The sequence below is a fragment of the Bacillus sp. JZ39 genome (assembly GCF_053903145.1).
Map to the genome: position 1 here is coordinate 377,348 of NZ_CP096389.1, position 21,347 is coordinate 398,694.

Annotated in this window: 9 protein-coding genes; 5 read left to right on the forward strand and 4 right to left on the reverse strand. The window is 49.1% G+C overall.

Translation table 11 applies throughout. From position 1 onward, the window contains the following. Window position 1 precedes the first annotated feature (1 nt). The 4 genes from srfAB to M1D65_RS01975 all read left to right on the forward strand — a co-directional run bounded on the left by srfAB (window position 2) and on the right by M1D65_RS01975 (window position 16,702). Complete coding sequence (gene srfAB / locus M1D65_RS01960; RefSeq protein ID WP_456270750.1) at window positions 2-10,753, forward strand: surfactin non-ribosomal peptide synthetase SrfAB; 10,752 nt, start codon at window positions 2-4, stop codon at window positions 10,751-10,753. A 36-nt stretch (window positions 10,754-10,789) separates the two neighbouring features. Beyond that, window positions 10,790-14,617, forward strand: coding sequence for a surfactin non-ribosomal peptide synthetase SrfAC (gene srfAC, locus M1D65_RS01965; RefSeq protein ID WP_277709248.1), 3,828 nt, complete (start codon window positions 10,790-10,792; stop codon window positions 14,615-14,617). A gap of 28 nt (window positions 14,618-14,645) precedes the next feature. Continuing rightward, window positions 14,646-15,374 (forward strand): surfactin biosynthesis thioesterase SrfAD, encoded by a 729-nt coding sequence (srfAD, locus tag M1D65_RS01970; protein WP_003234568.1) that lies wholly within the window; start codon window positions 14,646-14,648, stop codon window positions 15,372-15,374. 101 nt (window positions 15,375-15,475) lie between these two features. Next, window positions 15,476-16,702 (forward strand): MFS transporter, encoded by a 1,227-nt coding sequence (locus M1D65_RS01975; RefSeq protein WP_277709249.1) that lies wholly within the window; start codon window positions 15,476-15,478, stop codon window positions 16,700-16,702. A 14-nt stretch (window positions 16,703-16,716) separates the two neighbouring features. Here M1D65_RS01975 and M1D65_RS01980 read toward each other — a convergent pair whose 3' ends face one another. Further along, window positions 16,717-17,274: a YcxB family protein gene (locus M1D65_RS01980; protein WP_163117822.1), complete on the reverse strand. Its 558-nt coding sequence runs from the start codon at window positions 17,272-17,274 to the stop codon at window positions 16,717-16,719. Between the two features lie 53 nt (window positions 17,275-17,327). Then, window positions 17,328-18,266 (reverse strand): DMT family transporter, encoded by a 939-nt coding sequence (locus M1D65_RS01985; RefSeq protein ID WP_163117823.1) that lies wholly within the window; start codon window positions 18,264-18,266, stop codon window positions 17,328-17,330. A 123-nt stretch (window positions 18,267-18,389) separates the two neighbouring features. Between M1D65_RS01985 and M1D65_RS01990 the strand changes: the two genes are divergently transcribed. Next, the gene (locus tag M1D65_RS01990; protein ID WP_141949516.1) at window positions 18,390-19,724 is read left to right on the forward strand and encodes an aminotransferase-like domain-containing protein; all 1,335 of its coding nucleotides are present in this window, start codon (window positions 18,390-18,392) and stop codon (window positions 19,722-19,724) included. On the opposite strand, the gene M1D65_RS01995 is transcribed toward M1D65_RS01990, so the two are convergent. Both M1D65_RS01995 and M1D65_RS02000 read right to left on the reverse strand, forming a co-directional pair. Then, window positions 19,719-20,393: a 4'-phosphopantetheinyl transferase gene (locus tag M1D65_RS01995; RefSeq protein WP_003234549.1), complete on the reverse strand. Its 675-nt coding sequence runs from the start codon at window positions 20,391-20,393 to the stop codon at window positions 19,719-19,721. The genes M1D65_RS01990 and M1D65_RS01995 overlap by 6 nt on opposite strands. Before the next feature lie 104 nt (window positions 20,394-20,497). Continuing rightward, window positions 20,498-21,145: a YczE/YyaS/YitT family protein gene (locus M1D65_RS02000; RefSeq protein ID WP_014475783.1), complete on the reverse strand. Its 648-nt coding sequence runs from the start codon at window positions 21,143-21,145 to the stop codon at window positions 20,498-20,500. Window positions 21,146-21,347: the final 202 nt, after the last annotated feature.

The window sequence follows — 21,347 nt, forward strand, 5'->3', positions numbered from 1 at the left end:
TATGAGCAAAAAATCGATTCAAAAGGTGTACGCACTGACACCAATGCAGGAGGGAATGCTGTATCATGCGATGCTTGATCCGCATTCTTCCTCGTACTTCACACAATTAGAGCTTGGGATTCACGGCGCTTTTGATCTTGAAATCTTTGAGAAAAGCGTCAATGAACTGATTCGGTCATACGATATTCTCCGTACGGTATTTGTGCATCAGCAGCTGCAAAAACCGCGTCAGGTCGTGTTAGCGGAACGCAAAACAAAGGTGCATTATGAGGATATCAGTCATGCAGACGAGAACCGCCAGAAAGAGCACATTGAGCGTTACAAACAAGACGTTCAGCGCCAAGGCTTTAACCTGGCAAAAGACATATTGTTCAAGGTAGCGGTTTTCCGCCTTGATGCAGATCAGCTGTATCTTGTCTGGAGCAATCATCATATTATGATGGACGGCTGGAGCATGGGCGTCCTCATGAAAAGCCTGTTCCAAAACTATGAAGCGCTCAGAGCAGGCAGGACACCGGCAAACGGTCAGGGCAAGCCTTATTCCGATTACATCAAGTGGCTTGGAAAACAGGACAATGAAGAAGCGGAGAGCTACTGGAGCGAGCGCTTGGCGGGTTTTGAACAGCCAAGCGTGCTCCCGGGCCGCCTGCCTGTAAAAAAAGACGAATACGTCAATAAAGAATATTCCTTTACATGGGACGAAACATTGGTTGCCCGTATTCAGCAAACCGCAAATCTCCATCAAGTGACAGGGCCTAACCTATTTCAGGCCGTTTGGGGCATTGTTCTCAGCAAATACAACTTTACGGATGATGTTGTCTTCGGAACGGTCGTCTCAGGAAGGCCGTCTGAAATCAACGGAATTGAAACGATGGCGGGGCTGTTTATCAACACCATTCCAGTGCGGGTGAAAGTTGAACGAGATGCTGCATTCGCTGATATTTTCACAGCTGTTCAGCAGCATGCAGTAGAGGCAGAGCGTTACGATTACGTGCCGCTCTATGAGATTCAAAAACGCTCAGCTCTTGATGGCAATCTCTTAAACCATCTGGTCGCGTTTGAAAATTATCCGCTTGATCAAGAGCTTGAAAACGGCAGCATGGAAGACCGCCTCGGGTTTTCGATTAAGGTAGAAAGCGCATTTGAACAAACGAGCTTCGATTTCAACCTGATTGTGTATCCAGGCAAAACATGGACCGTCAAAATTAAATATAACGGAGCCGCCTTTGATTCCGCTTTTATCGAACGGACAGCGGAGCACCTTACCCGCATGATGGAAGCAGCTGTCGATCAGCCGGCCGCTTTTGTGCGTGAGTACGGGCTTGTGGGAGACGAAGAGCAGCGGCAAATTGTCGAGGTGTTTAACAGCACGAAAGCCGAACTCCCTGAAGGAATGGCTGTTCACCAAGTGTTTGAAGAGCAAGCGAAACGGACGCCGGCGAGCACCGCCGTCGTATATGAAGGAACCGAGCTGACGTACCGCGAGCTGAATGCAACGGCTAACCGTCTGGCGAGAAAGCTTGTCGAACATGGGCTTCAAAAAGGGGAAACAGCAGCGATTATGAACGATCGCTCAGTAGAAACCGTTGTCGGCATGCTGGCTGTGTTAAAAGCAGGTGCCGTATATGTGCCGCTTGATCCAGCGCTTCCGGGGGATCGTCTTCGTTTCATGGCAGAGGACAGCTCCGTTCGAATGGTTTTGACCGGAAATTCTTATACAGGGCAGGCACATCAGCTGCAAGTGCCGGTTCTTACACTGGACATAGGCTTTGAAGAGAGTGAAGCGGCTGACAATCTCAACCTGCCATCCGCCCCGTCTGATTTGGCGTACATCATGTACACATCCGGTTCAACGGGCAAACCGAAAGGTGTCATGATCGAACATAAAAGCATTCTGCGCCTCGTCAAAAATGCCGGGTACGTTCCTGTTACTGAAGAGGACCGCATGGCGCAAACGGGAGCTGTCAGCTTTGATGCCGGAACGTTTGAGGTATTCGGCGCACTGCTGAATGGCGCAGCGCTTTATCCAGTCAAAAAAGAAACGCTGCTTGATGCAAAACAATTTGCTGCATTCCTGCGTGAGCAAAGCATCACAACCATGTGGCTGACATCACCTTTATTCAACCAGCTTGCTGCAAAGGATGCGGGTATGTTCGGCACACTGCGCCATTTAATCATCGGCGGAGATGCCCTTGTCCCGCATATTGTCAGCAAAGTAAAACAAGCATCGCCGTCGCTTTCATTGTGGAACGGATACGGCCCGACAGAAAACACGACATTTTCAACCAGTTTTCTGATCGACCGCGAGTATGGCGGCTCTATCCCAATCGGGAAGCCGATCGGTAATTCCACTGCCTACATCCTGGATGAGCAGCAATGCCTGCAGCCAATCGGCGCGCCTGGTGAGCTTTGCGTAGGCGGAATCGGTGTAGCGCGTGGGTATGTCAATCTCCCTGAGCTGACAGAGAAGCAATTTCTCGAAGATCCGTTCAGACCGGGTGAGAGAATTTATCGCACTGGTGACTTGGCAAGATGGCTGCCGGACGGCAATATCGAATTTTTAGGCAGAATCGACAACCAAGTGAAGGTGCGCGGCTTCCGAATTGAGCTTGGCGAAATTGAAACAAAACTGAACATGGCTGAGCATGTGACAGAGGCTGCGGTGATCATCCGCAAGAACAAAGCGGATGAAAATGAAATTTGCGCGTACTTTACGGCGGACCGTGAAGTGGCTGTGAGCGAGCTGAGAAAAACACTGTCTCAGTCTTTGCCTGACTATATGGTCCCTGCCCACCTGATTCAAATGGACAGTCTGCCGCTCACGCCAAACGGGAAAATCAACAAAAAAGAACTGCCTGCACCGCAATCAGAAGCCGTGCAGCCGGAATACGCAGCACCAGAAACAGAGAGTGAAAAGAAATTAGCGGAGATCTGGGAAGGAATACTCGGCGTCAGAGCAGGCGTTACCGATAACTTCTTTATGATCGGCGGCCATTCTTTGAAAGCGATGATGATGACGGCGAAAATTCAAGAGCATTTTCATAAGGAAGTTCCGATAAAAGTGCTTTTTGAAAAGCCGACTATTCAAGAACTGGCACTGTATTTGGAAGAGAACGAAAGCAAGGAGGAGCAGACGTTTGAACCGATCAGGCAAGCATCTTATCAGCAGCATTATCCTGTATCCCCGGCCCAGCGGAGAATGTATATCCTCAATCAGCTTGGACAAGCAAACACAAGCTACAACGTCCCCGCTGTACTTCTGCTGGAGGGAGAAGTAGATAAAGACCGGCTTGAAAACGCGATTCAGCAATTAATCAACCGGCACGAAATCCTCCGTACATCGTTTGACATGATCGACGGAGAGGTTGTGCAAACCGTTCATAAAAACATATCGTTCCAGCTGGCGGCTGCCAAGGGACGGGAAGAAGACGCGGAAGAGATAATCAAAGCATTTGTTCAGCCGTTTGAATTAAACCGCGCGCCGCTCGTCCGTTCGAAGCTTGTCCAGCTGGAAGAAAAACGCCACCTGCTGCTCATTGATATGCATCATATTATTACTGACGGAAGTTCAACAGGCATTCTAATCGGTGATCTTGCCAAAATATATCAAGGCGCAGATCTGGAACTGCCACAAATTCACTATAAAGATTACGCAGTTTGGCACAAAGAACAAACTAATTATCAAAAAGATGAGGAATACTGGCTCGATGTCTTTAAAGGCGAACTGCCAATACTGGATCTTCCCGCGGATTTTGAGCGGCCAGCTGAACGGAGCTTTGCGGGAGAGCGCGTGATGTTTGGGCTTGATAAGCAAATCACGGCTCAAATCAAATCGCTCATGGCAGAAACAGATACGACAATGTACATGTTTTTGCTGGCGGCGTTCAATGTACTCCTTTCCAAGTACGCGTCACAGGATGATATCATTGTTGGCTCGCCGACAGCTGGCAGAACACATCCTGATCTGCAAGGTGTGCCGGGTATGTTTGTCAACACGGTGGCACTCAGAACGGCACCGGCGGGAGATAAAACCTTCGCGCAATTTCTTGAAGAGGTCAAAACAGCCAGCCTTCAAGCATTCGAGCACCAGAGCTATCCGCTTGAGGAGCTGATTGAAAAGCTTCCGCTTACAAGGGATACAAGCAGAAGTCCGCTGTTCAGCGTGATGTTCAACATGCAGAATATGGAGATTCCTTCATTAAGATTAGGAGATTTGAAGATTTCCTCGTATTCCATGCTTCATCATGTTGCGAAATTTGATCTTTCCTTGGAGGCGGTCGAGCGTGAAGAGGATATCGGCCTAAGCTTTGACTATGCGACTGCCTTGTTTAAGGACGAGACGATCCGCCGCTGGAGCCGCCACTTTGTCAATATCATCAAAGCGGCCGCGGCTAATCCGAACGTTCGGCTGTCTGATGTAGATCTGCTTTCATCTGCAGAAACGGCTGCTTTGCTAGAAGAAAGACATATGACTCAAATTACCGAAGCAACCTTTGCCGCTCTTTTTGAAAAACAGGCCCAGCAAACACCTGACCATCCTGCGGTGAAGGCTGGCGGAAATCTGCTGACCTATCGCGAGCTTGATGAACAGGCGAACCAGCTGGCGCATCATCTTCGTGCCCAAGGGGCCGGAAATGAAGACATTGTCGCGATTGTTATGGACCGGTCAGCTGAAGTCATGGTATCGATTCTCGGTGTCATGAAGGCGGGGGCAGCTTTCCTTCCGATTGATCCTGATACACCTGAAGAACGAATCCGTTATTCATTAGAGGACAGCGGAGCAAAAATTGCGGTCGTGAATGAAAGAAACATGACGGCTATTGGGCAATATGAAGGGACAATCGTCAGCCTTGATGACGGTAAATGGAGAAATGAAAGCAAGGAGCGCCCATCATCCATTTCCGGGTCTCGCAATCTTGCATACGTCATTTATACGTCCGGTACGACCGGAAAGCCAAAGGGCGTGCAGATTGAGCATCGTAATCTGACAAACTATGTCTCTTGGTTTAGTGAAGAGGCGAGCCTGACGGAAAATGATAAGACTGTATTGCTTTCATCTTACGCATTTGACCTTGGCTATACGAGCATGTTCCCTGTACTTCTGGGCGGGGGCGAGCTCCATATCGTCCAGAAGGAAACCTATACGGCGCCGGATGAAATAGCGCACTATATCAAGGAGCATGGGATCACATATATCAAGCTGACACCGTCTCTGTTCCATACAATAGTGAACACCGCCAGTTTTGCAAAAGATGCGAACTTTGAATCCTTGCGCTTGATCGTCTTGGGAGGAGAAAAAATCATCCCGACTGATGTTCTCGCCTTCCGTAAGATGTATGGACATACCGAATTTATCAATCACTACGGCCCGACAGAAGCAACGATCGGCGCCATTGCCGGGCGGGTTGATCTGTCTGAGCCGGATGCATTTGCGAAACGCCCGACAATCGGACGCCCGATTGCGAATGCCGGCGTGCTTGTCTTAAATGAAGCATTGAAGCTTGTGCCGCCGGGAGCGAGCGGACAGCTCTATATCACGGGACAGGGGCTTGCGAGAGGGTATCTCAACAGGCCTCAGCTGACAGCCGAGAGATTTGTAGAAAATCCATATTCGCCGGGAAGCCTCATGTACAAAACCGGAGATGTCGTACGAAGACTTTCTGACGGTACGCTTGCATTTATCGGCCGGGCTGATGATCAGGTGAAAATCCGAGGCTACCGCATTGAGCCGAAAGAAATTGAAACGGTCATGCTCAGCCTCAGCGGAATTCAAGAAGCGGTTGTACTAGCGGTTTCCGAGGGCGGTCTTCAAGAGCTTTGCGCGTATTATACGTCGGATCAAGATATTGAAAAAGCAGAGCTCCGGTACCAGCTTTCCCTAACACTGCCGTCTCATATGATTCCTGCTTTCTTTGTGCAGGTTGACGCGATTCCGCTGACGGCAAACGGAAAAACCGACAGAAACGCTCTGCCGAAGCCTAACGCGGCACAATCCGGAGGCAAGGCCTTGGCCGCACCGGAGACAGCGCTTGAAGAAAGTTTATGCCGCATTTGGCAGAAAACGCTTGGCATAGAAGCCATCGGCATTGACGACAATTTTTTCGATTTAGGCGGCCATTCATTAAAAGGAATGATGCTGATTGCCAACATTCAGGCGGAATTGGAGAAAAGCGTACCGCTTAAAGCACTGTTCGAGCAGCCGACTGTTCGCCAGCTGGCGGCTTATATGGAGGCGTCTGCTGTTTCAGGCGGCCATCAAGTCCTCAAACCGGCTGACAAGCAGGATATGTATCCATTGTCATCCGCACAGAAACGGATGTACGTGCTCAATCAGCTTGACCGCCAGACGATAAGCTACAACATGCCATCTGTTCTTCTAATGGAAGGAGAGCTTGATATTTCGTGCCTGCGCGATTCACTCAATCAGCTTGTGAACCGTCACGAATCATTGCGGACGTCATTTATGGAAGCTAATGGTGAGCCTGTTCAGCGCATCATTGAGAAGGCGGAGGTTGATCTTCATGTGTTTGAAGCCAAAGAAGACGAAGCGGACCAAAAGATTAAGGAATTTATCCGGCCATTCGACTTAAACGACGCACCGCTCATTCGCGCAGCTTTGCTTCGAATAGAAGCGAAAAAACATTTGCTGCTTTTAGATATGCATCATATCATCGCAGACGGCGTCTCAAGAGGCATTTTTGTAAAAGAATTGGCGCTGCTTTACAAAGGAGAGCAGCTTCCGGAGCCGGCGCTTCATTATAAAGATTTCGCCGTTTGGCAAAATGAAGCTGAGCAAAAAGAACGGATGAAGGAGCATGAGGCGTACTGGCTGTCAGTTCTTTCAGGCGAGCTGCCAGAGCTTGATCTCCCGCTCGATTACGCCCGTCCGCCTGTGCAAAGCTTTAAAGGAAATACGATCCGTTTCCGTACGGGAAGTGAGACGGCAAAGGCGGTAGAAAAACTGCTTGCGGAAACCGGAACGACCTTGCACATGGTGCTTCATGCTGTTTTCCACGTCTTTTTAAGCAAAATTTCCGGACAGCGGGATATCGTCATCGGCTCCGTTACTGCCGGCCGGACGAATGCTGATGTTCAGGACATGCCGGGAATGTTCGTCAATACACTTGCCCTGAGAATGGAAGCGAAAGAACAGCAAACATTTGCGGAGCTTTTGGAGCAAGCAAAGCAGACGAACCTGTCAGCGCTTGAGCATCAGGAGTATCCGTTTGAAGATCTGGTTAATCAGCTTGATCTCCCTCGGGATATGAGCCGAAACCCATTGTTTAATGTGATGGTGACGACAGAAAACCCTGATAAAGAACAGCTTACATTGCAAAATCTGAGCATTTCACCTTATGAGGCTCATCAGGGAACTTCTAAGTTTGATCTGACACTGGGCGGATTTACTGATGAAAATGGCATTGGCTTGCAGCTCGAATATGCGACAGATCTGTTCGCAAAAGAAACAGCTGAAAAATGGAGCGAATACGTTCTGCGGCTACTAAAGGCTGTTGCGGATAACCCGAACCAGCCGCTTTCCAGCCTGTCACTCGTCACCGAGACAGAAAAGCAAGCGCTTCTTGAGGCATGGAAGGGCAAATCGCTGCCTGTGCCGACAGACAAAACGGTTCATCAGCTATTCGAAGAGACTGTCCAGCGCCACAAAGACCGCCCGGCTGTCACATACAACGGCCAGTCTTGGACGTACGGCGAGCTGAATGCGAAGGCAAACCGTCTCGCGCGGATTCTGATGGACTGCGGCATCAGCCCGGATGACCGCGTCGGCATTCTCACGAAGCCGTCGCTTGAAATGTCCGCCGCGGTGCTCGGCGTCTTGAAAGCCGGAGGGGCGTTTGTGCCGATTGATCCTGACTACCCGGATCAGCGGATTGAGTATATTTTACAGGACAGCGGCGCGAAGCTTCTCTTGAAACAGGAAGGCATTTCAGTGCCGGACAGCTATACGGGAGATGTCATTCTTCTCGACGGAAGCCGCACGATTCTAAGCCTGCCGCTTGATGAAAACGACGAGGGAAATCCAGAAACCGCTGTAACCGCGGAGAACTTGGCGTACATGATTTACACGTCTGGAACGACCGGACAGCCGAAGGGTGTCATGGTCGAGCACCATGCGCTTGTGAACCTGTGCTTCTGGCACCACGACGCGTTCAGCATGACAGCGGAGGACCGCAGTGCGAAGTACGCGGGCTTTGGGTTCGACGCTTCCATTTGGGAGATGTTCCCGACTTGGACGATCGGCGCTGAGCTTCACGTCATTGATGAAGCGATCCGCCTCGATATCGTCCGCCTGAACGATTATTTTGAAACGAACGGCGTAACGATCACGTTCCTGCCGACACAGCTTGCGGAACAGTTCATGGAGCTTGAGAACACATCACTTCGCGTCCTCTTGACCGGAGGAGACAAGCTGAAGCGCGCAGTGAAAAAGCCGTACACACTCGTCAACAACTACGGGCCGACAGAAAATACGGTCGTTGCCACAAGCGCAGAAATCCATCCGGAGGAAGGCTCGCTTTCCATCGGAAGGGCCATTGCCAATACGAGAGTATACATCCTCGGCGAGGGCAATCAGGTGCAGCCGGAAGGCGTAGCCGGAGAGCTTTGCGTGGCGGGGCGCGGACTGGCACGAGGCTATCTGAATCGAGAAGACGAAACCGCGAAGCGGTTTGTCGCTGATCCGTTTGTGCCGGGTGAGCGCATGTACCGCACCGGCGATTTGGTGAAGTGGACAGGCGGCGGCATCGAATACATCGGCCGGATCGACCAGCAGGTCAAGGTCCGCGGCTACCGGATCGAGCTTTCAGAAATTGAAGTCCAGCTCGCACAGCTTTCTGAGGTGCAGGATGCGGCAGTGACAGCTGTCAAGGATAAAGGCGGCAATACAGCAATCGCGGCGTATGTCACACCGGAAACAGCTGACATAGAAGCACTAAAATCAACACTAAAGGAAACCCTGCCGGATTACATGATCCCGGCGTTCTGGGTGACGCTGAACGAGCTTCCGGTTACGGCAAACGGCAAAGTCGACCGCAAAGCCTTGCCTGAGCCGGACATCGAAGCGGGAAGCGGAGAATACAAAGCGCCGACGACCGACATGGAAGAGCTGCTTGCCGGCATCTGGCAGGACGTGCTTGGAATGTCTGAAGTCGGTGTCACCGACAATTTCTTCTCGCTTGGCGGAGATTCCATCAAAGGAATTCAAATGGCGAGCCGCTTGAATCAGCACGGCTGGAAGCTGGAAATGAAAGATCTCTTCCAGCATCCGACGATCGAAGAGCTCACCCAGTACGTAGAGCGTGCCGAAGGCAAACAGGCAGACCAAGGCCCGGTGGAGGGCGAAGTCATCCTGACGCCGATCCAGCGCTGGTTCTTTGAAAAGAACTTCACGAACAAGCACCACTGGAACCAATCGGTGATGCTTCACGCCAAGAAGGGCTTTGATCCTGAACGGGTGGAGAAAACATTGCAGGCGCTGATCGAGCATCATGACGCGCTCCGTATGGTCTATCGTGAGGAAAACGGGGACATCGTTCAGGCGTATCAACCGATCAGTGAGAGCAAGGTCAGCTTCGAAATCGTGGATCTGTACGGCTCCGATGAAGAGATGCTGAGAAGCCAGATTAAAATTCTCGCGAACAAGCTGCAGAGCAGTCTCGATCTGCAAAACGGGCCGCTTCTAAAGGCGGAGCAATATCGCACAGAAGCTGGAGATCACCTGCTCATTGCTGTACATCATCTGGTGGTCGACGGTGTGTCATGGCGGATTTTGCTTGAAGACTTTGCTTCAGGCTACATGCAGGCTAAGAAAGAAGAGAGCCTTGTCTTCCCGCAAAAAACAAACTCCTTCAAGGACTGGGCGGAAGAACTGGCGGCATTCAGCCAATCAGCGCATCTTTTACAGCAGGCTGAATACTGGTCGCAAATTGCCGCTGAACAGGTTTCTCCTTTACCGAAGGATTGTGAAACAGAGCAGCGGATCGTCAAGGATACATCATCCGTCCTATGTGAATTAACGGAAGAAGACACGAAGCATCTTTTAACAGATGTTCATCAGCCATATGGAACTGAAATCAACGATATTCTTCTCAGCGCGCTCGGTTTGACAATGAAAGAATGGACAGAGGGGGCCAAAATCGGCATTAACCTTGAGGGACACGGCCGGGAGGACATCATCCCGAATGTGAATATCTCCAGAACGGTCGGCTGGTTTACGGCACAATACCCTGTTGTGCTCGACATATCTGACGCAGATGCCTCGGCTGTGATCAAAACAGTCAAAGAAAACCTGCGCCGCATTCCGGACAAAGGTGTTGGCTACGGCATTCTTCGTTATTTCACAGAAACAGCGGAAACAAAGGGCTTCACACCGGAGATCAGCTTCAACTATTTGGGCCAATTCGACAGTGAAGTCAAAACCGATTTCTTTGAACCGTCCGCTTTCGATATGGGACGCCAAGTAAGCGGAGAATCAGAGGCGCTGTACGCTTTAAGCTTCAGCGGCATGATCAGAAACGGCCGGTTTGTGCTTTCCTGCTCCTACAATGAAAAGGAGTTTAAAAGAGCCACGATTGAAGAGCGAATGGAACGGTTTAAAGAAAACCTCCTGATGTTAATCCGCCATTGCACGGAAAAAGAAGACAAGGAATTCACACCAAGCGACTTTAGCGCCGACGACCTTGAAATGGACGAGATGGGAGATATCTTTGACATGCTTGAGGAGAATTTAAAATAAAACGCAAGGGAATTACAGAAGGCGGGAGCGAAACATATGAGTCAATTTAGCAAGGATCAGGTTCAAGATATGTATTACTTATCGCCGATGCAGGAAGGGATGCTTTTTCATGCCATCCTGAATCCCGGCCAAAGCTTTTACCTTGAACAAATCACGATGAAAGTAAAAGGCAGCTTGAATATCAAATGTCTTGAAGAAAGCATGAATGTGATCATGGACCGGTACGATGTATTTCGTACCGTGTTCATTCACGAAAAAGTAAAAAGACCTGTCCAAGTCGTATTGAAAAAACGGCAGTTCCATATAGAAGAAATCGATCTGACACACTTAACGGGCAGCGAGCAAACAGCCAAAATCAATGAGTACAAAGAACAGGATAAGATCAGGGGTTTTGATTTGACGCGGGATATTCCGATGCGGGCAGCCATTTTCAAGAAAGCTGAAGAAAGCTTTGAATGGGTGTGGAGCTACCACCACATTATTTTGGACGGATGGTGCTTCGGCATCGTCGTACAGGATCTATTTAAGGTATACAATGCTCTGCGCGAACAAAAGCCGTACAGCCTGCCGCCCGTCAAACCGTATAAAGACTACATCAAGTGGCTTGAAAAGCAGGATAAACAAGCATCGCTCCGCTACTGGCGCGAGTACTTGGAGGACTTTGAAGGACAAACGACGTTTGCGGAGCAAAGAAAGAAACAAAAGGACGGCTATGAGCCGAAAGAGCTGCTCTTTTCACTGCCGGAGGCGGAAACAAAGGCCTTTACCGAGCTTGCAAAATCGCAGCATACCACTTTAAGTACGGCGCTGCAGGCAGTCTGGAGCGTATTGATCAGCCGCTATCAGCAGTCTGGCGATTTGGCCTTCGGTACAGTTGTTTCAGGGCGTCCCGCGGAAATCAAAGGCGTTGAACATATGGTCGGGCTGTTTATCAACGTTGTCCCGAGACGTGTGAAGCTGTCTGAGGGTATCACATTTAACGGCTTGCTCAAGCAGCTGCAGGAGCAATCGCTGCAGTCTGAGCCGCACCAATATGTGCCGCTTTATGACATCCAAAGCCAGGCCGATCAGCCGAAACTGATTGACCACATCATTGTTTTTGAGAACTATCCGCTTCAGGATGCGAAAAATGAAGAAAGCAGTGAAAACGGCTTTGATATGGTGGATGTTCATGTTTTTGAGAAGTCGAATTATGATCTCAACCTTATGGCTTCCCCTGGAGATGAGATGCTGATTAAGCTTGCCTATAATGAGAATGTGTTTGATGAGGCGTTTATCCTGCGCTTGAAATCTCAGCTTCTCACAGCAATTCAGCAGCTCATCCAGAATCCGGATCAGCCTGTCAGCACGATCAACATCGTTGACGACAGGGAGAGAGAATTTTTGCTAACCGGCTTAAACCCGCCGGCTCAAGCTCATGAAACAAAGCCTCTGACGGATTGGTTCAAGGAAGCAGTGAACGTCAATCCGGATGCACCTGCGCTTACGTATTCCGGCCAGACTCTGTCTTATCGCAAATTAGATGAGGAAGCGAACCGCCTTGCACGCCGGCTGCAAAAACAAGGTGCGGGCAAAGGCTCTGTTGTAGCGCTGTACACGAAGCGCTCACTTGAATTGGTGATCGGCATTCTCGGTGTATTAAAGGCGGGAGCAGCCTATCTGCCGGTTGATCCGAAGCTGCCAGAGGACCGAATCTCGTATATGCTGGCTGACAGTGCGGCAGCCTGTCTTCTGACGCATCAGGAGATAAAAGAACAAGCGGCTGAGCTGCCGTATACAGGCATAACGCTCTTCATTGATGATCAAACACGGTTTGAAGAACAGGCAAGCGATCCTGCAACCGCGATTGATCCTAATGATCCGGCATATATCATGTACACGTCCGGCACAACCGGAAAGCCAAAAGGCAATATCACCACTCATGCCAATATTCAGGGTTTGGTCAAGCATGTAGACTACATGGCATTTTCTGATCAGGATACGTTCTTGTCTGTTTCGAATTACGCCTTTGACGCATTTACTTTTGATTTCTATGCTTCTATGCTGAATGCGGCACGGCTCATTATCGCAGATGAACATACGCTGCTTGATACAGAACGGCTCACAGATCTGATCCTGCAAGAGAATGTCAATGTCATGTTTGCGACAACCGCACTATTTAATCTTCTCACAGATGCGGGAGAGGATTGGATGAAGGGACTACGCTGTATATTATTCGGCGGAGAGCGCGCCTCAGTGCCTCATGTCAGAAAAGCGCTGCGGGTCATGGGGCCGGGCAAGCTGATTAACTGCTACGGGCCGACTGAGGGAACAGTGTTTGCGACTGCTCACGTCGTGCATGATCTGCCGGATTCCATCTCCTCATTGCCGATCGGAAAGCCGATCAGCAATGCCAGTGTTTATATTCTGAATGAGCAAAGCCAGCTCCAGCCATTCGGGGCGATCGGTGAACTGTGCATCAGCGGAATGGGCGTGTCAAAAGGATATGTAAATCGTGCTGACCTCACGAAGGAAAAGTTTATCAAGAACCCGTTCAAGTCGGGAGAAACGCTTTACCGCACAGGGGATTTAGCACGCTGGCTGCCGGATGGAACGATTGAATACGCCGGCCGTATTGACGACCAGGTCAAAATACGCGGACACCGGATTGAGCTTGAAGAAATCGAAAAGCAGCTGCAGGAATACCCAGGTGTGAAAGATGCGGTCGTTGTGGCGGACCGCCATGAGTCTGGCGATGCATCAATCAATGCCTACCTTGTGAACCGAACGCAGCTTTCAGCTGAGGACGTGAAGGCGCACCTGAAAAAACAGCTTCCTGCTTATATGGTGCCGCAAACCTTTACCTTCTTGGATGAGCTTCCTTTAACGACGAACGGGAAAGTCAATAAACGGCTGCTCCCAAAACCTGATCAGGATCAGCTGGCGGAAGAATGGATTGGACCGCGGAACGAGATGGAAGAAACAATCGCACAAATATGGTCTGAGGTTCTCGGCAGAAAGCAAATTGGCATTCATGACGATTTCTTTGCGCTCGGAGGGCATTCCTTGAAGGCCATGACCGCCGCGTCCCGCATCAAGAAAGAGCTCGGGATTGATCTTCCAGTAAAGCTTTTGTTTGAAGCGCCGACGATCGCCGGCATTTCAGCGTATTTGAAAAACGGGGGTCCTGATGGCTTGCAGGATGTAACGATAATGAATCAGGATCAGGAGCAGATCATTTTCGCATTCCCGCCGGTCTTGGGCTATGGCCTTATGTACCAAAATCTGTCCAGCCGCTTGCCGTCATACAAGCTGTACGCCTTTGATTTTATTGAGGAGGAAGACCGGCTTGACCGCTATGCGGATTTGATCCAGAAGCTGCAGCCGGAAGGGCCCTTAACATTGTTTGGATATTCAGCGGGATGCAGCCTGGCGTTTGAAGCTGCGAAAAAGCTTGAGGAACAAGGCCGTATTGTTCAGCGGATCATCATGGTCGATTCCTATAAAAAACAAGGTGTCAGTGATCTGGACGGACGCACGGTTGAAAGTGATGTCGAAGCGTTGATGAATGTCAATCGGGACAATGAAGCGCTCAACAGCGAAGCCGTCAAACAAGGCCTCAAGCAAAAAACACATGCCTTTTACTCATACTACGTCAACCTGATCAGCACAGGCCAGGTGAAAGCAGATATTGATCTGTTGACTTCCGGCGCTGATTTTGACATGCCGGAATGGCTTGCATCATGGGAAGAAGCTACAACAGGTGCTTACCGTGTGAAAAGAGGCTTCGGAACACACGCAGAAATGCTGCAGGGCGAAACGCTAGATAGGAATGCCGGGATTTTGCTCGAATTTCTTAATACACAAACCGTAACGGTTTCATAAATGAAGTGATGAAAGGAGGAGACAGCCAATGAGCCAACTCTTCAAATCATTTGATGCGTCGGAAAAAACACAGCTCATCTGTTTTCCGTTTGCCGGCGGCTACTCGGCGTCGTTTCGCCCTCTCCATGCTTTTTTGCAGGGGGAGTGCGAGATGCTCGCTGCCGAGCCGCCGGGACACGGCACGAATCAAACGTCAGCTATTGAGGATCTTGAAGAGCTGACGGATTTGTACAAGCAAGAACTGAACCTTCGCCCTGATCGGCCGTTTGTGCTGTTCGGACACAGTATGGGCGGAATGATCACCTTCAGGCTGGCGCAAAAGCTTGAGCGTGAAGGCATCTTTCCGCAGGCGGTTATCATTTCTGCAATCCAGCCGCCTCATATTCAGCGGAAGAAAGTGTCCCACCTGCCTGATGATCAGTTTCTCGATCATATTATCCAATTAGGCGGAATGCCCGCAGAGCTTGTTGAAAATAAGGAGGTCATGTCCTTTTTCCTGCCTTCTTTCCGATCAGATTACCGGGCTCTTGAACAATTTGAGCTTTACGATCTGGCCCAGATCCAGTCGCCTGTTCATGTCTTTAACGGGCTTGATGATAAAAAGTGCATACGAGATGCGGAAGGGTGGAAGAAGTGGGCAAAAGACATCACATTCCATCAATTTGACGGCGGGCACATGTTCCTGCTGTCACAAACGGAAGAAGTCGCAGAACGGATTTTTGCGATCTTGAATCAGCATCCGATCATTCAACCGTGATCAAAAGCGGACAGCTTCGGCTGTTCCGCTTTTTTTTGTGTTGAATGCCAATTTTTGCATGGTATAATAGTCGAAATACTCAAACAAAGGCAGGTCGAAACATGCGCACGTCTCCCAGGATGAAATGGTTTGTATTGCTGTTTACGTTTGTTTTCGCCATCGGAATGAACTCATTCAGAAATTCCTTTCAATTTTTTATGCTGCCAATGGCAGACGCCTTCCATGCCGACAGGTCGCTGATTTCGGTTTCTGTCAGCATTTTTATGATCACAACCGGCATCGTCCAGTTTTTTGTCGGTTTTTTTATCGACCGTTTCAGTGTCAGAAAAATTATGGCGCTTGGAGCTGTCTGCATCAGCGCAAGCTTTTTGGTGCTTCCTTATTCACCGAATGTTCATGTGTTTTCCGCCATTTACGGTGTGCTTGGCGGAATCGGCTATTCCTGCGCGGTCGGCGTGACGACCCAGTATTTCATCAGCCGTTGGTTTGACATACACAAAGGTCTGGCGCTTGCTATTTTGACCAATGCCAACTCTGCGGGCCTGCTGCTTCTCTCGCCCATTTGGGCTGCGGCTCCGTATCATGCCGGCTGGCAGAGCACCTATACCATTTTGGGAATCGTCATGGCGGCTGTTCTGCTGCCGCTCCTCGTCTTTGGGATGAAGCACCCGCCGCATGCGCAAGCGGAGTCTGTGAAAAAATCTTATGATTGGCGGGGGTTTTGGAACGTGATGAAGCAATCCCGCCTCATTCATATCCTGTACTTCGGCGTGTTTACTTGCGGATTTACAATGGGAATTATTGATGCTCACCTCGTCCCGATACTGAAGGATGCGCATGTCTCTCATGTCAACGGAATGATGGCCGCGTTCGGGGCATTTATCATCATTGGCGGATTATTGGCGGGCTGGCTGTCAGATCTCCTCGGCAGCAGAAGCATCATGCTATCCATCTTATTTTTCATTCGGCTGCTCAGCCTCATTTGCCTGCTCATTCCCATTCTCGGAATTCATCAAAGCGACCTTTGGTACTTCGGGTTTATCCTGTTATTCGGGCTCAGTTACACAGGCGTGATCCCGCTGACCGCGGCGTCAATTTCGGAAAGCTATCAAACAGGATTGATCGGATCGCTGTTAGGCATCAATTTCTTTATCCATCAGGTTGCCGGAGCTCTCAGCGTGTATGCGGGCGGTTTGTTTTTTGACATGACTCATGGTTATTTGCTGATTGTCGCTGTGTGCATCGTGTTTGTGGGTTTATCGGCTGTAATAGAGCTGGTGCCGTTTTTAGATAAACAGAAGGCAAAAGAAACCCACCATTCAATATAAAAGGATCAGCACTGTCAATGCTGATCCTTTTTAAATTTGAGTTTTTTTGTTTCAGTATTTTTAAGGATAATCTCCTTGAATCTGTTCATCTCCACTTCGGAATGAAAAAAACGTTTTGGGATCGCAATATATTGGCCACTTGATGTATTGACCCTGAAGATATTTTTATATTCGAAAACAGCTGCGATTTCATCCCAATTGAAAATGAGGTCATATTTTTTAGAACATATACGAATTCCTTCTTGGTTCAGAGTATATGTTCTTTTAGATTTCATCCGTTCGTTCTTCTTGTATGCTCTGGAAAACTTCACATATAGAAGCAGGAGGAGCAGCAGTGTAAACAGAACGGACATCACGATAATCAACATACTGTTCATAAACAAGTTAAGCGCGTCACTGCCATAAACGATACGGGGCCATCCGTTAATGAAGTTAACTGCAGCAAATATGGCGCAAAACAACAGAAAGTAAAAGCATGATATTTTTGCGATTTGATAAAAAAAGATTTCTCTTACATCCTTAAAAGCGATTTCTCCTGGAAGATTGATACTTTCACTAGCATATTGAATCATACGGTAAACCTACACCTCTAACCATGTTTTTCCTTTCAGTCTAGCATAATTTTTCATTTTTTTGCAGGTATACCAGGGCGCTTTGTTTTTTTCTCCGGATTGATATTGCTCCCCACCACGCCAATCATAATACAAACAGCCCCGGCAAGATGATACCAGACCAGGCTTTCGTTGAGAATCACAACTCCTGCAATCATCGTCACAATGGTAGATACATGATTAAAAGCACTCATTTTAAACGCCTCAATTCGCGACAGCGTATAGTTAGACAGAAATGAAGTGACAAGTGAAGACAGCACGCCCAAATACACAATGGCGAGAACGAAGCCGGGCTCCCGGAACGGCAGAAAATAAGTGCCGACTGTTCCCGCCACTCCGTGACGCACAAGGGCGATGGCGTTGAAGACGACAAAGCCGATGGCTGACATGATGTAGGTGAGCTCGGTCAGCTTGAACCGCTGCGTCATTTTTCTGGCAGCAGTATTGTACATCGCTGAAGACAAAGCAGACAATAGGATCAGCAAAGACCCTTTTAAGCTGGCTGATTCCACGTCAACGCCTTTCATCACAAAAATAAACATGACGCCGGCAACGGATAAAACCGTGAACCCCTTTTGCGTCCACGTTGGGCGTTCCTTTAAAACATAAGCGGCAAAGACCATCGTGAAAATCGGAATGGCTGCCTGAATAATTCCCGCTTCAGAGGAGGACGAGTACACAAGGCCGAATGCCTGAAAGCTGAAAAATAACGCGGGATACAGCAGGGCGAGCGGCAAAATGGCAATGACGTCCTTTATGCGGATTGATAGCTTTACCCAGCCGAATAAGATCGGTATAGTGGCCGCAGCAAACGCAATGGTGAACCGATGCGCCAAAATATCAAACGGCTCTGCTGTTTGCAGTGCGATTTTTACGAATAGAAAGGATAAACCGATAATGAACGAATATAAAATAGCCGCTATATAAGCGGGGGCTTGCTGATGTTTAACCATAATGGGAAGGGCTCCTTTACCTGAATTGCAGCGCCGGTCGCTCCCTTTATTGTATGGCCGCGGTCAGAACGGTACAATGAGAAAAACAATGAACTGTACCGGTACAAAACAGGGGGAGAAGGCATGGAGAAATATATGAGTCTATTAACGAGGATAGAGGAGATAATGCAAAGCACCGCCTATCAAGAAGGAGACAGGCTTCCATCTATCCGTCAGCTGTCCGCCCGCTACCAAGTCAGCAAAAGCACAGTGATCCGCGCGCTGCAGGAGCTGGAAAAGCGCCACCTTATCTATTCTGTTCCGAAAAGCGGCTATTATATTGTGAAAAAGACAGGGAAATCAAGAAGCGGGCAGCCTGGCCCCATCGACTTTGCCACATCTGCGCCGGACCCAGATGTGTTTCCGTATCTTGATTTTCAGCACTGCATCAACAAAGCGATTGATACATACAAAAACGATTTGTTTATTTATGGGACGCCAAAGGGGCTTCCATCACTCATCCGCGTACTCCAAAAGCTCTTGGCCACTCAACAGGTATTTGCGGATGAACGGCATATTTTCATTACATCAGGTGTCCAGCAGGCGTTATCCTTGCTTTGTGCCATGCCGTTCCCAAATGGGAAAGAGAAGATCGCCATTGAACAGCCGGGCTACCATTTGATGGTCGAACAGCTTGAGACACTTGGGATTCCCGCCATCGGGGTGAAACGAACAGAAGAAGGGCTTGATATAGCCAAGGTTGAGCGGTTATTTCAAACAGAATCGATTAAATTTTTTTATACGATGCCGCGCTTCCATAACCCGCTTGGGTGCTCATTGTCAGAGCGTGATAAACAGGAGCTTGTGAGACTGGCAGAAGCGTATGATGTCTATCTCGTTGAGGATGATTACCTCGGTGATCTGGAGGAAAATAAAAAGGCAGATCCGCTGTACGCATATGATCTGTCCTCACATGTCATCTATTTGAAAAGCTTCTCGAAAATGATGTTCCCCGGCCTCCGCGTGGGGGCGGCTGTTTTGCCCGAAGCGCTGACTGACACGTTCTATGCGTACAAAAAACTGAACGACATCGACTGTTCGATGATTTCTCAAGCGGCATTGGAGATTTACCTGAAAAGCGGTATGTATGGCAGGCATAAGGAGAAAATCAGAGATTCTTATAAAGAGCGGTCGCTGAGGCTACATCAAGCCATTCGAACTCACAGGCAGCTGGGAAGCGGACGCTTTACGTTCTCCAGCGGGCAGGCACCCTGTATGCACACCCATCTGGTGCTTCCTCAGGATCTGCCCGCCTCAAGAGTGATTCATAGACTGAAAAAACAAGGGGTTCTCCTTGAGGCGATAGACCGTCATTATTTATCAGATTATCCGAAAGAAAATCTATTAAAAATCAATATTTCGAATGTGAAAACGGAAGATATTGAGCGCGGTGTCAAGCTGTTGATGAGCCATTTATAGAAGCTCTTCGTACGAGACCATTGTGATATCCTCAGGGAAATCAGGGTGTGCGGCGCATACAGCCATTTTGTAGCCGGGATCGACCTCATACGTTTTGATATAGCATGGGGAATGGCTGTCCGGAAGCTCAATGGATACTTGTCCGTCCTGGTGCAGGCGCACTGAAAAGGAATCAAGCGGAAGCGATAAGCCTTTGCCTTCCTGTTTGATAAAGCTTTCTTTCATTGACCATAGATGATAAAAATAGTCTGTCTGCTCGTCCTTGTCTTTTGCTAAAAGGTCGCTGTACTCTGTTTTTGAAAAGAAGCGCTTGGCGATCTCAAGACTGATCGGTTTCGTTTTTTCGATATCTATGCCGATCGGCTGTGAATCAAACGCGCAAATGACCCAGCGGCCGGAGTGAGAAATATTGAAATGAGCGTCGGGAAGATCAGGGATGCACGGCTTCCCGTATTCCTGCGTGCTAAAGCGGATATCGGATTTGTCCAACTGATACTGCCTGCTTATGACTGAGCGAACGAGCACATCTCCCAGCAGGGTGCGGTGAGCATCTTCTTTATGATAAAATCTCCGGCATTTCTCCCGTTTTTCAGGTGATATGAAAGACATGAACCGTTCATTTTCTTCCTGTGAAAGCGGGCGGTCCATATAAATTCCGTAAATCTTCATTCTAGATCCTCCGTCTGCAAAAGATTGTCAAAACCATCCTATCATACTTCCACAAGACTCATATAGAGGAGAAAATAAAAAAACAAAGCCAAGGCGGCTTTGTTTTAGTGTACAGGCGGAGATGCTTTCACAGCGGCTGTCCGCCTTGCCACAGCATAATTCAGCAGCTGGATTGACTGGGGCAATGAAAAGCGCAAAATAAGTCCGGTGAGGATGGCGGTCAAAATGGTGCCAAAACCGATCGGCCCGCCCATGCCCCATGCCGCAAACAAAATGGTTATTTCCATGCCGTTCCGCACCCATTGCACATTCCAGCCGGTTTTTTCTGTAATCAGCATCATCAGTGAATCACGCGGCCCCGCGCCAAGGCCTGCTGATACATAAACACCGACGCCGTAACCGATCAGCACCACGCCTAGAGAGAAGACGATGATCGAGCCTGTGTAGGTCGAGGGGGCAGGCAGAATGAAATTGAAAAAATCTATAAATACACCAATGAGCACCATATTCAGGAGGGCACCAATTTTCGGCCAAGCTCTCGTAAACAATGACGTGAATCCGACGATGAGCGCTCCAATAATGATGGACCACTGGCCGACGGTAAGCCCGAAGTGCTGAAACAGGCTGTAATGAAATGCATCCCACGGACTAATGCCGAGTGCTTTTCCTTCTATCGTCAGGGATACACCAAAAGCCAAAATGATCAAACCGGCAAAATAAAATGTCCAGCGCAGAACAAGTTCTTGCTTCACGTGAGGTCCCTTCTTTCGTAAAAATCAGTCGATTGTCATTGTAGCACATCTGACAGAAGGGCGGAATAGGCGAAAGGGGATCAACAAAAAAACAGGGCCGCCGCGGGCGCCCTGTTTCAGCGTGTTGGCAAACCCTTGCATTCGTTGTCAGGCCTGTGCTTCGGTGCTCACGAATTTAACATTCGCTGTGCTCCAATGCTCG

Excerpts from the sequence above, each read along its gene's own strand:
- M1D65_RS01995 (WP_003234549.1), bottom strand. The coding sequence starts at position 20,393 with ATGAAGATTTACGGAATTTATATGGACCGCCCGCTTTCACAGGAAGAA.
- M1D65_RS01980 (WP_163117822.1), bottom strand. The coding sequence starts at position 17,274 with ATGATTCAATATGCTAGTGAAAGTATCAATCTTCCAGGAGAAATCGCT.
- M1D65_RS01975 (WP_277709249.1), top strand. The coding sequence starts at position 15,476 with ATGCGCACGTCTCCCAGGATGAAATGGTTTGTATTGCTGTTTACGTTT.
- M1D65_RS01985 (WP_163117823.1), bottom strand. The coding sequence starts at position 18,266 with ATGGTTAAACATCAGCAAGCCCCCGCTTATATAGCGGCTATTTTATAT.
- srfAB (WP_456270750.1), top strand. The coding sequence starts at position 2 with ATGAGCAAAAAATCGATTCAAAAGGTGTACGCACTGACACCAATGCAG.
- srfAC (WP_277709248.1), top strand. The coding sequence starts at position 10,790 with ATGAGTCAATTTAGCAAGGATCAGGTTCAAGATATGTATTACTTATCG.
- M1D65_RS01990 (WP_141949516.1), top strand. The coding sequence starts at position 18,390 with ATGGAGAAATATATGAGTCTATTAACGAGGATAGAGGAGATAATGCAA.
- srfAD (WP_003234568.1), top strand. The coding sequence starts at position 14,646 with ATGAGCCAACTCTTCAAATCATTTGATGCGTCGGAAAAAACACAGCTC.